Annotated in this window: 14 protein-coding genes; 10 read left to right on the top strand and 4 right to left on the bottom strand. The window is 40.7% G+C overall.

Translation table 11 applies throughout. The annotated features are described in order from the left end of the window. Positions 1-188 precede the first annotated feature (188 nt). The 9 genes from ACFG4S_RS20710 to ACFG4S_RS20670 all read left to right on the top strand — a co-directional run bounded on the left by ACFG4S_RS20710 (position 189) and on the right by ACFG4S_RS20670 (position 10,093). Positions 189-1,181, top strand: a complete 993-nt coding sequence (locus ACFG4S_RS20710; RefSeq protein WP_392530897.1) for an ABC transporter ATP-binding protein — start codon at positions 189-191, stop codon at positions 1,179-1,181. Further along, complete coding sequence (locus ACFG4S_RS20705; RefSeq protein WP_392530896.1) at positions 1,182-1,982, top strand: ABC transporter permease; 801 nt, start codon at positions 1,182-1,184, stop codon at positions 1,980-1,982. Between the two features lie 225 nt (positions 1,983-2,207). Beyond that, positions 2,208-3,926: a GldG family protein gene (locus tag ACFG4S_RS20700; protein WP_392530895.1), complete on the top strand. Its 1,719-nt coding sequence runs from the start codon at positions 2,208-2,210 to the stop codon at positions 3,924-3,926. A 43-nt stretch (positions 3,927-3,969) separates the two neighbouring features. Further along, complete coding sequence (locus tag ACFG4S_RS20695; RefSeq protein ID WP_392530894.1) at positions 3,970-4,596, top strand: DUF4340 domain-containing protein; 627 nt, start codon at positions 3,970-3,972, stop codon at positions 4,594-4,596. A 27-nt stretch (positions 4,597-4,623) separates the two neighbouring features. Continuing rightward, positions 4,624-5,478, top strand: a complete 855-nt coding sequence (gene purU, locus ACFG4S_RS20690; RefSeq protein WP_392530893.1) for a formyltetrahydrofolate deformylase — start codon at positions 4,624-4,626, stop codon at positions 5,476-5,478. A 320-nt stretch (positions 5,479-5,798) separates the two neighbouring features. Continuing rightward, a complete protein-coding gene (locus ACFG4S_RS20685) occupies positions 5,799-6,644 on the top strand; it encodes a GNAT family N-acetyltransferase (protein ID WP_392530892.1) in 846 nt (281 codons plus the stop codon). A gap of 220 nt (positions 6,645-6,864) precedes the next feature. After that, complete coding sequence (locus ACFG4S_RS20680; protein WP_392530891.1) at positions 6,865-7,992, top strand: acyltransferase family protein; 1,128 nt, start codon at positions 6,865-6,867, stop codon at positions 7,990-7,992. 662 nt (positions 7,993-8,654) lie between these two features. Further along, entirely contained in the window at positions 8,655-9,014 is a 360-nt protein-coding gene (locus ACFG4S_RS20675; RefSeq protein WP_392530890.1) for a hypothetical protein, read from the top strand. A gap of 359 nt (positions 9,015-9,373) precedes the next feature. Beyond that, complete coding sequence (locus ACFG4S_RS20670) at positions 9,374-10,093, top strand: mobilization protein (RefSeq protein ID WP_392530889.1); 720 nt, start codon at positions 9,374-9,376, stop codon at positions 10,091-10,093. 594 nt (positions 10,094-10,687) lie between these two features. On the opposite strand, the gene argJ is transcribed toward ACFG4S_RS20670, so the two are convergent. The 3 genes from argJ to gatB all read right to left on the bottom strand — a co-directional run bounded on the left by argJ (position 10,688) and on the right by gatB (position 14,470). Continuing rightward, complete coding sequence (argJ, locus tag ACFG4S_RS20665) at positions 10,688-11,929, bottom strand: bifunctional ornithine acetyltransferase/N-acetylglutamate synthase (RefSeq protein WP_392530888.1); 1,242 nt, start codon at positions 11,927-11,929, stop codon at positions 10,688-10,690. 459 nt (positions 11,930-12,388) lie between these two features. Beyond that, complete coding sequence (locus ACFG4S_RS20660; RefSeq protein ID WP_392536152.1) at positions 12,389-12,565, bottom strand: hypothetical protein; 177 nt, start codon at positions 12,563-12,565, stop codon at positions 12,389-12,391. Between the two features lie 429 nt (positions 12,566-12,994). Next, the gene (gatB, locus tag ACFG4S_RS20655) at positions 12,995-14,470 is read right to left on the bottom strand and encodes an Asp-tRNA(Asn)/Glu-tRNA(Gln) amidotransferase subunit GatB (protein ID WP_392530887.1); all 1,476 of its coding nucleotides are present in this window, start codon (positions 14,468-14,470) and stop codon (positions 12,995-12,997) included. 587 nt (positions 14,471-15,057) lie between these two features. On the opposite strand from gatB, the gene ACFG4S_RS20650 reads away from it, so the two are divergent. Further along, positions 15,058-15,909 (top strand): universal stress protein, encoded by an 852-nt coding sequence (locus tag ACFG4S_RS20650; protein ID WP_392530886.1) that lies wholly within the window; start codon positions 15,058-15,060, stop codon positions 15,907-15,909. A 120-nt stretch (positions 15,910-16,029) separates the two neighbouring features. Here the strand turns inward: ACFG4S_RS20650 and psbM are convergent, their stop codons facing one another. Further along, on the bottom strand, positions 16,030-16,146 hold the full coding sequence (gene psbM, locus ACFG4S_RS20645; RefSeq protein WP_191756905.1) for a photosystem II reaction center protein PsbM: 117 nt from the start codon (positions 16,144-16,146) through the stop codon (positions 16,030-16,032). Positions 16,147-16,242: the final 96 nt, after the last annotated feature.

Here is a 16,242-nt window from a genome sequence, read left to right as displayed (position 1 = left end):
AATCGCCGTCTCTACAATAATCAATCCTTCCGTCTTGACGGCGATTTATCGCATCTCTTGGCTTAACTGAACCATATTGGCATCGCTCTTATATGTCAACCCGCCGAATACCCAATGCCCAATCCCCCATACCCAATATCGTGATCTAAGATTATTGGGTATCTTCTAATTTGCGATCGCCACCAAAAATGATTGAAGTTGAACATCTCAGTAAAATGTACGGTTCTACCCCCGCCATTACTGATGTGACTTTTAATGTCGAACCAGGGGAGATTTTAGGGTTGTTAGGTCCCAATGGCGCTGGGAAAACGACAACCATGCGGATTCTCGCTGGTTATTTACCGGCAACAAATGGAAATGCCCGAATTGCTGGATATGATGTCCATGAAAATTCCCTGGCTGTGCGGCAAAAAATTGGCTATTTACCCGAAACACCACCGTTATATCCCGAAATGACGGTGGAAGGATTTTTGCATTTTGTGGCGCGAATTAAGGGAGTTTCACCAGGCGATCGCCATCAGAAAGTTACAGCAGCGATCGAACGCTGTAACTTACAAGAAAAGCGCCGGGTAATTATTCGCAAACTTTCTAAAGGATATCGCCAACGGGTAGGAATTGCTCAGGCGATCGTCCACGATCCACCAGCAATCATTCTCGATGAACCCACTGTGGGACTCGATCCAAGACAAATCATTGAAGTCCGGAATTTAATTAAAAGTCTGGCTGGTACTCACACTATTATTCTCTCCACACACATTTTGCCAGAAGTGAGTATGACTTGTAGCCGCGTCGCTATCATTAATCGCGGCAAAGTAGTGGCAACTAATACACCAGAAAATCTCATGACCCAGTTGACAGGCGGTTCTGGGTATGAAATTGAAATAGAAGGAGAAGCTGCACTAGCGAAACAGGTATTGCAAAATGTTGCAGGTGTAAGTTTGGTAGAATCAATACCCACAGCCGGAATGCACAGTCATCAACCCCAAGCAAATCGGGCTTACCTGCGAGTGATATCGCAACCAGGAAAAGAACCAGGACGGGAAATTGCCACAACATTAGTGCGTGCAGGATTTGGTTTACATGAATTGCGGCGAGTTAACGCTACCTTAGAAGATGTGTTCTTGCAACTGACCACAGAAGAAAAGAACTTAGAAGCAGCCACAGAAGGAGAAGCCGCATAAATGGGTATAGTACTGAGTAATATTGTTGCCATTTATCGCCGAGAATTACAGAGTTATTTTGTCTCACCATTGGCTTACGCGATCGCTGGCATATTTTGGTTAATCGCAGGGTTCTTTTTTTTCTTGATTTTGCTCGGACCAACTGGCATTATTGCAGAAGCTTTTTATCAAGATTCACAAGGAGCGCCAGGATCGCTAGATGTTGGTTCCAGGTTTGTACAAGATTTCTTAAGTATCATGGCATGGTTATTGCTGTTTTTGCTACCAATTCTTTCAATGGGACTTTATGCCGAAGAACGCAAGCGTGGTACTTTGGAACTGCTAGCAACATCGCCGATAACTAACTGGGGAGTAGCCGTAGGTAAACTATTGGGAGTACTGACCTTTTTTATCACTTTGGTAGTGCCGATACTGGGATTAGAAGCGATCGCATTGAGTGCAGCAAACCCACCTATGCAGCCAGCAATTCTCTTGTTAGGTCATCTGGGATTAATCTTATTAGCAGCAGCAATTTTATCCTTGGGAATGTTCATTTCCTCTTTAGGTGAAAGTACAATTTTGTCTGCTGTCTTTACTTTCACAGCAAGTATATTGCTGATGTTAGTTCCAGATTTTATCGGGCAGAAACTTGGTGGTTCAATGGGAGAATTTCTTAGTAATCTTTCATTGGCAAAACATTACAACGATTTAGTTCAAGGAATTTTTGATACCAGCAGTTTAATTTTATTTGCTAGTTACATTTTTTTGGGAATATTTCTCACTGCTCAATCAATTGATGCACTACGTTTTCAGCGTAATTAGTCATTTGTCATTTGTCATTTGTTATTTATAAAAACTAGTGACAAGTAAAATATATGCACGAACATTGAGTGATTAAAAATCAGTAAGACAAGTGAATATATGGCAACAACGCGTTCCCAATAATTACATCTGTATCAATTATTAGAAGCATTAAGCAGATAAAATTGGAAAAATTGTTGAGGAATAGAATTTTTTCGTATGACCAATGACCAATGACAAATAATTATGAAAATAGTCCCAAAAAAGAAACTGTGGAAATATCTATTTTGGCTAGGACCATTCCTAGTAGCTGTTGGCTTAACAGTTGGTTTAGTCTCCGATGAACACTGGGGACTAATTGCATTAGCATTCCTGATACCGGGAATCATCATCATTGTATTGTGGATAATACTACAAAGCTACCAAACTAATTGGTGGAAAAGTCGCTCTACCCAAGCTGGAACTAATGCCCTAGTAGCAACTCTGGCAGTATTAGCCATTTTGGGATTAATTAACTTTTTGGGAACTCGCTACCACTTACGGGCAGACTTAACAGAAAACCAATTATTTACTCTTGCACCTCAGTCGCAGGAATTGGTGAAAGCTTTGCCAGAGGAAGTTAAAGTGTGGGTATTTGATATTAGCAAGAATCCCCAAGATCAAGAATTATTGCAAAATTATCGCCGACAAAGCTCAAAATTTAATTTTGAATATATAAATCCCGAAGCAAGACCAGGACTGGCAGAAAAATTTGGCGTCAAAAATTATGGCGAAGTTTATCTAGAATCTGGCGATAAAAAGCAATTAGTACAAACAGTAAATCAATATGAACGCCTGTCGGAAATCAGATTAACTACTCGCCTACAACAACTAACAAGTTCAACGACACCCAAAGTTTACTTACTCCAAGGTCATGGAGAACACCAATTATCAGCAGGTAAAGGTGCAATATCCCAAGCAATTCAGGGATTAGGCGATAAAAATTACACAACCGCACCGTTGAATCTGACAGAAAACCCTAAAGTTCCTCAAGATGCCTCTGTGGTAATAGTAGCCGGTCCCAAGCGAGGGTTGTTTGAAAGCGAAGTCAAAGCTTTACAAGAATATCTAAATCGAGGCGGTAACTTACTGCTGATGATCGATCCGAATACCGATCCCAAACTTGATAGCTTGCTACAAGAGTGGGGCATTCGTCTGGATAATCGTTTAGCAGTAGATGTTTCCGGTGACAGCGTTGTAGGACTTGGCCCCGCCACGCCCTTGGTGACAGAATACGGAGAACATCCGATTACCAAAGATTTCCGTAACGGTATTTCCTTTTATCCCATCGCCCGTCCTCTAGAAATTATCTCCGTACCTGGTATTCAAGCTACTCGTCTACTGGAAACCAAACCCTATCCCACCAGTTGGGCAGAAAGCGACCTAAAAAGCGAAAAATTGGAATTTAATGCAGATAAAGACCTCAAAGGCCCTCTGACTTTAGGCGTTGCTTTAACAAGAAAACAAACATCCAAATCTCCTTCTATTCCCCAAGCTTCACCGACACCTTCTCCCTTACCATCACCCATCACCCAAAGCAAAGCTAACCCAAAAACCCCACCTTCCCCTCTACCATCACCAACCACCAAAAGCAAAGTTTCCCCTACTCCCCCTGCCTCCGTTGCGCCCACTCCTTCCCCCTCATCTCAAACACCCACCGAATCACGCTTAGTAGTTTTCGGAAATTCTAATTTTGTCACCGATGGCTTATTTCAACAGCAACTAAATGGAGATGTATTTCTCAACTCAGTCACCTGGCTAAATCAACAAGATAAGCAGCCCCTTTCCATTCGCCCCAAAGAACCAAAAAACCGTCGGATAACCCTGACAACAATGCAAGGCAGTCTTTTAACAGTGTCGTCTTTGTTAGTTTTACCTCTAATTGGGTTTGCGGCAGCAGTTATTCTCTGGTGGAAACGACGGTAAAGTTAGAAATTCTGCCCCATAAAAAATAATAAATGACAAAAAAATGAAATTGCCACGAACAACTTTAATTTTGATATTCCTAGCGCTGGGTTTAGGCAGTTTTGTTTACTTCTATGAAATTCGGGGTGCGACTGTGCGAGAAGAGATAAAAGAGCAAAAGCAGAAAATTTTCTCTTTTGATGCAGATGATGTACAGGCTTTAACAGTAACAACAAAAAAACTCACCCTGAATCTAGAACGTAATAATCAAGCTAGCAACACAAAATGGTTAATTAAATCTCCAATATCTGAACCAGCAAATGACGCTATTGTTTCTTATTTGATGGATTTGTTGGTCAAGGGTAAGAGCGACAGTACTTTATCAACTCCAGCGAAAGAATTGGGACAATTCGCTTTAGATCAACCCCAAGGAACTATTAATATTACCTTGAAAAACAAACAAACCCATCGGTTAATTTTAGGTAAATCTAACTTTAACGGGCGTTTTTTATATGCTCAAGCCGATCCCACGATAAAACCCGATGGAGCTGTAAATGTGCTGTTGGTATCTACAGATTTTGCAAATGCTGTGAATCGGGAATTATCAGAGTGGAAACAACCCGTAGATAATATTAAATCAACACCTTTACCAAGCATTCTTCCTCTACCAAGTCCGACCAATAGCAAATAATTAACTTCAAAAATCTTCCAATATTTAATGACAAAACCGACAGCAACATTGCTAATTTCCTGCCCAGATCGACGCGGACTTGTGGCGAAAATTGCCAATTTTATCTATTCTAATGGTGGTAATATTATCCATGCAGATCAGCACACAGACTTTGCGGCTGGATTGTTCCTCACTCGTATTGAATGGCAGTTAGATGGGTTCAATTTACCGCGAGAGTTTATTGCACCGGCATTCAATGCTATTGCTCAACCTTTAGGCGCTAAGTGGGAACTGCATTTTTCTGATACTGTACCACGTATTGCTATTTGGGTAAGCCGTCAAGACCATTGTTTATTTGACTTGATTTGGCGACAACGTGCCAAAGAATTTATTGCGGAAATTCCTTTAATTCTGAGCAATCATTCTAATTTAAAGGTGGTGGCAGAGCAATTTGGTATCGATTTTCAACAAATTCATATTACTAAAGACAACAAACTAGAACAAGAAGCTCAACAACTAGAATTACTACGCCAATACAAAATTGATTTAGTTGTATTAGCCAAATATATGCAGATTGTTAGTGCCGATTTTATTAATAATTTTCCACAAATTATCAATATTCATCATTCATTTTTACCAGCTTTTATCGGAGCAAATCCCTATCACCGAGCTTTTGAACGTGGTGTTAAAATTATTGGTGCAACTGCTCATTATGCCACTGCTGATTTAGATGCCGGACCAATTATTGAGCAAGATGTTGTACGAGTTAGTCACCGTGATGAAGTTGATGATTTAGTGAGAAAAGGCAAAGATTTAGAGCGAGTTGTATTAGCAAGAGCAGTGCGATCGCACTTGCAAAATCGTGTATTAGTCTATGGTAATAGAACAGTAGTATTCGAGTGATTTTATATCCGAACTAATGTAACTTCAGGCTATATTAACAAAGTCCGCCTATGCGGTTGGGGGAGCATCTCACTTTCGTAAAAAGCCTTGTAAAACCTCACCCCAACCCTCTCCTTGGTAAGGAGAGGGAGCAAGAATCTTGTTTCTCATCTGGTATATTTGCAAAACAGAGATGCTCCCGTTCGTTTTTCTTTCTTCTACTTAAACATGTTTAGCGGATCTTCATACAGAATTGGTATGAGTATAAAAATATTAAGAGTTATCACTGGATTTGCGAAAGTGAAGTTAAATAGTTAACAGCCTCAGAGTAAGAAGATATTATGACCGCTGATAACTTCATCGTCCGCACAATGAATAGGTCGGAAATTGATTTGGCGATTACTTGGGCAGCAAGCGAAGGTTGGAATCCAGGAAGGTATGATGCTGAATCTTTTTATCAAACTGACAAGAACGGTTTTTTTGTGGGCGAGTTGAATGGCGATCTGGTGGGGTGCATTTCTGCTGTTGCTTACGATCGACATTTTGGCTTTCTAGGTTTTTACATTGTGAAACCCCAGTTTCGTGGGCAGGGGTTGGGTATGAAAATTTGGAAGACAGCAATGGACTATCTAGGTGCTGACCGTAACATTGGCTTAGATGGTGTAGTAGCTCAACAAGATAACTACAAAAAGTCTGGTTTCCAAATTGCTTATAACAATATTCGTTATCAAGGTGTCGGTAACGGTGCGATACCTGCTGGTATCATCGAACTGAAAACAGTGCCTTTTGAAGAATTGGTGGCTTACGATCGCCAACTTTTTCCTTCTAAGCGTCCAGTGTTTCTGCAACATTGGATTGAACAGCCAGAAAGTAGTGCTTTCGGGTTTCTCAAAAATGGATATCTTGTTGGTTACGGAGTTATCCGGCCTGCCCATACAGGTTTTAGGATTGGGCCGCTGTTTGCTAATGACGAACAGATTGCTGAAGCATTATTTCAAGCGTTACTTGCACAAAATCCTCATGCTCCAGTGTTTCTTGATGTGCCAGATACAAATCTACAAGCAATTAACTTAGTTGAACGTTACCAATTGCAGCCAGTCTTTCAAGCTGCTCGGATGTACACTAAAGAAATTCCTAGTTTACCTATTAATCGTGTGTTCGCTGTGACAAGTTTGGAACTAGGTTAGAAATGGACAAACAATCTGTTTAGACCACTCACTATATATACATTTCGTAGTGAAGACTTTAGTCCTCAAATCAGGTCTGTTTGCGTTGGCGGAGCCTCTCTAAGAGTTGCGTTCCCGCAGGGTAGACCTCTCTACGAGACGCTGTTCGCGTTCACTACAAACGTTGAATTATTCACGCGGCTCTACTTACTGTTAGATTTTAAAATATAAAATTTCGCTTATGCGCTTGACTTCACTAGATGTTTTTCGCGGCATTACGATCGCTGCTATGATTCTCGTCAATATGGCAGGAGTTGCAGATGATGTATATCCTCCTTTAGCCCATGCTGATTGGCACGGTTGCACACCAACTGACTTGGTATTTCCCTTTTTTCTCTTTATTGTTGGTGTAGCAATGACTTTTTCGTTGTCAAAGTACACCGAAGGTAATAAACCAACGTCGGCTGTTTACTGGCGGATATTGCGCCGCGCCGGCATTCTGTTTGCTTTAGGATTGCTGCTAAATGGTTTTTGGAATCAAGGTGTTTGGACTTTTGATTTGAGTAACATCCGAATTTTAGGGGTGTTGCAGCGCATCAGCATTACTTATCTGCTGGCTTCTTTGATAGTTCTCAACCTTCCGCGTAAAGGTCAATGGATACTAGCGGGAGGGCTACTCATTGGGTATTGGCTAATGATGATGTATTTACCAGTACCCGATTATGGTGCCGGAGTTCTAACGCGGGAAGGTAATTTAGGCGCTTATGTTGACCGCCTAATTATTCCCAAAGCACATTTATATAAAGGTGATGGTTTCAAGTTCATGGGAGATCCAGAAGGACTCTTTAGTACTATTCCGGCGATAGTGAGTGTTCTAGCGGGCTATTTTACTGGGCAATGGATACGCAGCCAGCCTGTACAGTCACGCACAAGTATGGGTTTAGGATTATTTGGAATCGGTTGTTTAATTATCGGTTGGGCGTGGGGGTGGACATTCCCCATTAATAAAAAACTGTGGACAAGTTCTTATGTGGTTTTTACAACAGGTTGGGCATTATTGTTGCTAGCAACTTGTTATGAGTTGATCGAAGTACGGCTGATACGTCGCTGGAGTAAACCTTTTGAAATTATGGGTTTAAATGCGATCGCTCTTTTTGTTGCATCTGTTTTATTGATTAAAATTTTAGTCAAAACCACTATTGGTACAGGAGAAAAGGCTCCCAGTACCTACAATTGGATCGATCAGAATTTTTTCGCATCTTGGGCTGGGGCGCTTAACGGTTCCCTATTATTTGCCCTAGTCACCGTGTTGTTGTGGTGGGTTGTTGGTGTTGTGATGTATCGCCAACGCTGGTTTCTGAAAGTGTAAATGGGAAGTGCTGAGTGCAGATAACCCAAAAAACATCTAATTTTCCCCTTACCCTTTACTTTGCCAAGAGAATTTAGTGAACTACGAGTCTAAGTAAAAATTAAGCGATCGCACTTCAAGTTTCTCCAAAGTGCGATCGCTTTTATCCAAACTTCCAATACTTTAGGAAAAACAGAGGGAAAATATTTCGTATACCGAACAAATTTCTTTATTTTGCTTTCCTTGTAATAGCTTCCGTCTTCATTGTAAGAGCTTCCGTTTTCACGTTTCAGTATTACGCGCAGCTTGTAATAGCTTCCGTCTTCATTGTAAGAGCTTCCGTTTTCACGTTTCAGTATTACGCGCAGCTTGTAGTAGCTTCCGTCTTCATTGTAAGAGCTTCCGCTTTGACGTTTCAGTATTTCACGCACCCTGTAGCAGTTTCCGTTTTGACGTTAGCAAAAACATACTTGCGTTACACCTATTTTTACGTACATAAAATATGGTTTTGGTGTACAGCAGTTATGTATCCTAACAATAGATGTAGTTCAAAGATGTAAAAATTACTGTAAATCAATTAAATATGAGATTTTTTCCGAAAAATCAACAATTTTACGTATGACAACTTTTTTAACAATTGTTCATTATAGAGTTATGAGAAATTCGGAAAGTTGGTGTTAATTATGGCAAGACCAAAACGCAATTCACGTACACTTGACAAAGCTGAAGTCCGTCTAGCAAGTATTAAATCTATCAGTTCAACTCTTGATGTTGGAGAAGGTTTGACGGTCAAAGACTATACTACAAAAATTGAAAGTCTGCGACAATCTATAGAAGCATACAATACTACTCTCTCCACTATTGATATTTTATTAACTCAGATTGTCGAAAATGAAAAAGATTTAGCAGACTATTCTGATAAATTTTTGCGTGGTATTGCTTATAAGTTTGGTAATAATAGCCATGAATATCAGATGGCTGGAGGTACTCGCAAAAGCGAGCGCAAGCGTATTGTTCGTCAAAGTGCGGTTTTGCCTGAGTAAGTAGGCGCGATTAAATCAACCTATGTAAAGTTTTGTAAGGGGAAAGGCTTCGTCGTCGGCATCAGCCAAACTGTTAAAGAGTAAAAGTTTTTCCCTTTTCTTTTACCTTTGTTAATCAAACTTACTTAGTCGTAATGGCATAATTGCGATCGTTACTGCTATCAATCCCAATCATCAAATTCCAGAGGAACTGAAACAGACAACCACCAATCGAAATTTACGTCTAGGCTAGATTAGGGGTTTGTGAATCCCGTGACGCTAAAAACACTAGGCAAAAACGGCAACTTAATCTCAGCCAAAAGATGATATTGTAAATGACTTTGAGCGATACTATGTTCAAACATAAATGAGGTGCAGCTATGCCAACAATTCATTTGATAGATGGGGAAAAGGGAGGGGTAGGCAAGTCTCTAGTCGCTAGAACAATGATTCAGTATTATCTGGATAAGAATATGCCCTTTGTACCAATAGAAACGGATAGGTCAAACCCAGATGTAGCTGGGGTGTACAAGGGGATATGTCAGTATGCAGTTTTTACCGAAGATGAGAAGCAAGCTGATAAGGCAGATAAACTTTTTGAAATAGCAATGAATAAGACAGTGATTGCTAATCTAGCCGCACAATCTCATAGGGCAGTTAAGGAATGGATTGAGAAGAATCATTTAATTGAACTGGGACAATCACAAGAAGTATATTTTTGCAAGTGGTTTGTCTCAACAGGAGGGTATGACAGTCTAAATCTATTTAAGCAATCTGTAAATAGCTATGGTGGTAAAATTCCTCATGTATTAGTCAGAAATTTAGGCTTATGCGATGACTGGGAACACGTAAATTCTGATGTGACAATACAAGAAATAGTCAAAAAATATAATGTTAGGGCTATAGATTTTCCGAAACTCGCATATAAAGAAAGAAATATTATAGACCAGCACAGATTAACATTTTTGGAGGCAAGGCAGTATAAAGAATTTGGCATAATCAGCAAACAAAGAGTGGTGAATTTTCTCAAGCTTGCCTATGCTGCTTTTGAAACCGCTGGTATATGTCATGAAGAAGTTATAAATAAAGCAATGGATTAGAGCCTATTTATAGGAATCCGATTTGATTACTGAACTGACTGGCGTAGTGAGGGAACAGGGTTAGAGGAACAGGGAAAAAGGGAATAGATGTGTACTTAGTTTTTTCAAAAATCAAATCCGAGTCCTAGATAAAGTAAATATTAAGCAGGGTGTGTTACCGCTATCTAGGAATTTCAGGGTTTGAGAAAATCTAATTTAGCCGTAAGACAGCATATTTACAGGTGCGTTACGCGCTGCTTAACCCTCTTTTGTCACTCTCGGAAAACAATAATCTCAGCCAAATTCTGAGACTTTGATTTAATCCAAGTTTGAGGCTTTATTTTCTAACAGAAACTAAAATTTTTAGACAAAAAGTAGAAATTAAAGACCCATAACCGTTTGAGCGATTGGATTCTCCCAAAGTGACAAAACAGGGTTAAACACACTCGAAAATTTAAGGTTTACTTACCTTGATTACCCAATCCCCAATACGTCTCTACGAGAGGGTGCGCCAACGGCTATGCGGTAGTTTAATCTCGACTCACTTCGACGCCGCTCAGTGCAAGTCGCTCGATTTGAGCGTAGTCGAAACTCAGTACAAGTCCCCAATCCCTTTTACGTAGTATATTCTGCGTTAATCCTCACGTAGTCATAACTCAAATCACAACCCCAAGCTTTACCTTTACCATAACCATTGCCAACGCTAACAGTAATTAAAACTGTATCCTCTTGAAGATAAGCACCTATGGCAGCTTGTTTTAAATAGGCGCTGGCTGCTGCACGATCGAAAGTTAAGGGTTGGCCATTTTCTAACATTAAGAAATCCCCCAGCTTAATTTGCAGATTTTCTTGATGGAAAGGTACACCTGCACGCCCAGCAGCAGCGGCGATGCGTCCCCAGTTAGGATCGCGTCCAAAGATTGCAGATTTAACTAAAGATGAACCAGCGATGGTTTTAGCTATTTGTCTGGCTGAGAGTTCATCATGGGCACCAGTTACTTCTACTTCTATGAGACAGGTTGCACCTTCACCATCACGGGCGATCGCTTTGGCTAAATGCTGGCAAACTGCTGTTAACATTGCTTCTAATCTCTCTGATTCGACACCGACTTCTGTAATTGCTGGGGTGCGAGATTGACCGTTTGCTAAGGCAATTAAGCTGTCGTTAGTACTAGTATCACCATCCACTGTGATGGAATTAAAACTTCTATCAGCTGCCCTGGTTAACATCTGCTGCCAAAGGGCTGGTGAAACGGCTGCATCACAGGTGACAAATCCCAGCATGGTTGCCATGTTGGGGTGAATCATGCCGGAACCTTTGGCAATACCACCAATCCGCACGGGGCGATCGCCTATAGTTGTCTCTAGCGCTATGGATTTTGTTACCAAGTCTGTGGTGATAATCGCACTGGCCGCGGCATCTGAGCCTGTTTCTGATAGTGCCGCTACTAGCTTGGGAATCCCGCTTCGCAAAGCATCCATCTTAATTCTTTGACCAATGACGCCAGTAGATGCCAATAACACCGATTCAGAGGGAATGTTAAGTGCTTGGGCTATTGCCATCCCAGATTCTAGGGCATCAAACCAGCCTTGATTTCCGGTCGCGGCGTTTGCTTGTCCAGCATTGCAGAGGATAGCACGAGCGTTATGTTTAGCTTGCAAGCGTTGGCGACAATAGTCAACGCAAGCAGCTTTCACCTGACTGGTAGTGAACACACCAGCTGCGATCGCTTCCACATCTGACAATATCAAAGCTAAATCTGGCAACCCCGAAGGTTTCAATCCTGCGGTAATTCCCGCCGCCTGATACCCCCTTGGTGCTGTGATACCACCTGTGATTTTTTGCCAATCTGCCATGATTATTCCTTACAACAACTATCAGATTGGAGCGTGCTGAGTCCTGAGTGCTGAGTCCTGAGTCCTGAGTCCTGAGTTAGGAGTTAGGAGTTTTGTTTATTTCCTTGTCTCCCTTGTCTCCCTTGTCTCCCTTGTCTCCCTCATCTCCCCAATCCCCAATCCCCAATCCCTAGTTGCTTTTATTGTGAGTTTATTTACTGATGGCAATAATAATGCACCACTTGCCCATTAGCATAATTATTTTTACCTTTCTTACGATCAAAAACAAATGCGAAAAAGGAGAGCTATAAAGTCGCTCTCCAGATCATCAGGGTGCATCTACTTACCAGAGCATACCATTTTTGGTATGAGGGTTGTCACCAGTTTTATTATGAAGATTTCATGAAGAAAAACCGGGAAAATACTTAGGGGATAGAAGATTGGGCATTAAGATCCAAAAATTACAAATTACGAATTTAGTTAAACTGTGACTTTTGTACCGTCAAATTTAGTAAAAGTGAAGCCGCTAAATTTTTTGTTGTAATCTAGTGTTTCATCCCGAAGTAGGCTAATAGCAACTTCTTCTCCCAAGGCCAAAGCAGCTGAACCATTGGAACGCCAATGAATACCACAGAGTAAAAAAGAATGTAGAGACATAGCAGCGCTACGTCTCTACAAAGATTTTGGATAATGCATATTTAGTTTCTGGAGATGTCTATTGGACTAAATAAGAAAAACATACCCATTAGACAGTCAAGTGTTTACAAGTGTTGTAGGGTGTAATTATCGGTATCAATAGTTGTCGGGTTTTGGGGAAAAGGGGAAGGTGGGGTCCCAAGAAGGGGATAAGGGGCGGGGGAAAGCGGAAAGAAAAAACCTTTAACCTTTACCCTTTAACCTTTTCCCAAAACCCAATTCCGAGTTAAAAATGCAAAACCCGAGCAGTATTGTTATCGGTATCACTTGCGATCGCATCATATTCTTAAATTTTGTAAATTATTCATCAAATAACGGTGTGGTTAGATCCCCGACTTATTGAAAAAGTCAGGGATCTTGCAGCCCTTGCAAAATTAATGGGACAGACCACTAGCCGTTGAGTTTTTTCTCGACTAGTTCGTTAGTCAGCTTAGGATCGGCGCGTTTACCTGTCTTTTTCAAAACCTGTCCGACGAAAAAGCCTTTGAGATTAATGTTACCGTTGCGATACTTTTCTAGTTCTTTGGGATTATCGGCGATGACTTCATCAACGATGGGTTCTAGTACACCAGGATCGGTGATTAATTCTTGACCAGCAAAAGCTTTTTCCGGAGGAATTCCACTGAGCAAATCTGGCAGCTTTTCTTTAGCTTGGGCATTGCTAATTTTGCCCGTTTCAATGCGGGTAATTATATCAGCTAAATTAGTGGGAGTTAGAGCGATCGCAGTGATACTGAGTTTTTGTTTGTTGAGGTATGCTGTGATATCTTGAGTAATCCAGTTGGCGGCAGCTTTGGGATTTGCTCCAGCAGCGATCGCCGCTTCAAAATATTCGGCTACTACACGATCTTCTGTCAATACTCGCCCATCGTAAGCCGAAAGCCCCAATTCATTTTCGTAATGATGGCGTTTTTGGGCTGGTAGTTCTGGTAGTTCGCTACGCCATTTATCTAATTGTGCATCTGACACCTCAATGGGTGCTAAATCTGGTTCGGGGAAGTAACGATAATCGCTAGAACCTTCCTTGACTCGCATACTACTTGTGCGTTGAGCGCCTTCTTCCCACAAACGAGTTTCTTGGATAATGCGATCGCCAGCTTCGATGGCTGCAATTTGCCGTTCAATTTCGTAGTCAATCGCCCGTTGAATGGCGCTAAAGGAGTTCATATTTTTAATTTCTACTTTGGTGCCAAATTCCTTTCGTCCCACGGGACGCACGGAGATGTTGACATCGCAGCGGAGAGATCCTTCTTGCATATTTCCGTCGCTGACGCCGAGGTAGCGGACAATCCGCCGCAACTCTTCGGCATATTCAGCAGCTTCAAGTCCAGAACGCAAGTCTGGTTCTGAGACGATTTCGACTAATGGCACACCTGCGCGATTGTAGTCTACAAGCGAATAAGTAGAACCGGAAAGGCGATCGCTACCTGCGTGTACCAATTTTCCTGCATCTTCCTCCATGTGCAGACGCGTGATGCCAATGCGTTTGCGGGTGGGTTTTCCCTCAGCATCTACCAACTCAATTTCTAACCAACCATGTTCAGCGATCGGTAGATCGTATTGAGAAATTTGGTAATTTTTCGGTAAATCTGGATAAAAATACTGTTTACGATCAAATTTGCTATATCGAGCGATTTGACAATTAAGTGCCAAACCCGCTTTTACGGCGTATTCTAATACTTTTTGATTCAGTACAGGTAACACCCCAGGTAAGCCCATACAAACTGGGTCGATGTTAGTATTGGGGTCAGCGCCGAATGCCGTAGAACTAGTAGAGAAAATCTTCGTATTGGTACTTAGCTGACAATGGGTTTCTAGACCAATAATCGCTTCATACTCAGTTTTTACAGTCGTAGCAGAGGTCATAATATCGCTATTTGGGCATAATCCTTCCTTAGGCTACTATTGTAGCGATGTCTGGAGTCGCTCTGAAGAGGGTTATTTGGGTAAGTAAGTTAGTACTGTTTCTATCGTAACTAATCAATAGTTACAGTAAAGAAATTTTCTTGAAGGGTTGCTTTGGTATTTCTTTGCAATACTTAACTAGTTTCTAATTAAAAAAAGTGAACATAGATTAAAAATAATAACTATCATCATAATTTATAAAGTTTATCAAGCTAAATTAAGAGTATGCTAATCGTTGAAGTCTTGTTCAAAAATGAAGTAAATAAATACAAATAAAGTTAAATATTTGTTTAGTATTTTGTACTTTGTCATTTATTTTAGTGTTAAATACTAAAAAATAAAGTTTATTTGTGTCAACTTACTAACTAGTAAAGCACGGCGTAAATAAACCACCACTTCCAAATCAAAGAAACCCTGACGATATATTCATTTTGAATTTTCAATTCTGCCTTGCGTTACTATGTTGTCACACAAGGCGGTGAAAATCCTATCTGAGCCAATTTTAATAACAGCGAAAACTAAAGTAAACTTAACAACAATTACGTAAGATGATAAGAAGAATTTTGCTGGCTGTATCGGGATTAGGACATGCTGAAGAGATGCTCAAAACCCTGAGAGAAATACCTTCAATTCAATCTGCAAAAGTGACAGTTTTGCATGTTGTTCCTGCACAAAGTACTGCGACTACCATGACAGCTAAATGGGAAGATGGTGGTAAAATTCTCGCTAATACGATTCAATCTTTGAACCTAGATCCTAGTCAAGTTTCTTCAATTCTGCGCCAAGGCGATCCCAAAGACGTGGTTTGTCAAGTAGCTGATGAAATCGACGCTGACTTGATTATTATGGGTTCACGAGGACTAAAGCGATTACAATCGATTTTATCAAATTCAGTCAGTCAGTACGTTTTCCAACTATCTTCTCGCCCCATGTTGCTGGTAAAAGATGACATTTATGTTAAAAGAATTAAGCGCATTATGGTGGCAATAGACAATTCTGATGCAGCGAAAAATTGCTTGAAATTGGCACTATTTTTGCTGAGAGATATTCAGGGTGGTGAGTTGATTTTGGCAAATATTAGTACAGATTTAGGTGGTAAAATATCAGAAATAACTCAGGTTAATGCCGACAAAAATTCAGTTTTAGCAGCCGCAGTTGCAGAAGCCGCAAAACAAGGTACGCAATCTCGTTCTTATATCAGTAGTGGAAAACCTGGTGAAGAAATTTGCCGATTAGCAGGTGAGTTAAATGTAGACTTGTTATTGCTCGGTTCTCCCGATCGCCGTCCATCGATCGCTAAGAGTTTTGTTGATATAGATAGACTCATCGGAGCTTCTTTGTCAGATTATGTTCGAGTCAATGCCACTTGTCCAGTATTGTTAGCCCGAACCATCGCTTAAGATAAACAGTGCTGAGTATAAGAATTATTCTTGTAGGATGTGAAGAAATCAAGATTTTGTCTTTTAAGTAAAAACCCCTACATTATTCGTGCAGGGGTTATTTATTTGATACACAAACTCTTAACTATCTTTTCCACCTTCGCGGCTAGCAGTTTGGATGTACAGAATTAGTAAAAACACAGCGGGAACTAGCACGAATAAAATGCTGGCTACGAATCCCAGGTCATTAACTTGCATGGAAAAAAAGCCTCTCTTAAATTAGTTTCCAGTCAACAAGATTAGGATACCATCTTTCATTGATGACAGAGTTTTAGGAAAGTCAATTTTGAGCAG

Source organism: Nostoc sp. C117 (genome assembly GCF_043099735.1).
Classification (GTDB): domain Bacteria; phylum Cyanobacteriota; class Cyanobacteriia; order Cyanobacteriales; family Nostocaceae; genus Nostoc.
The sequence above is the reverse complement of the archived record's forward strand: the minus strand, read 5'-3'. Positions and strand labels throughout refer to the sequence as shown.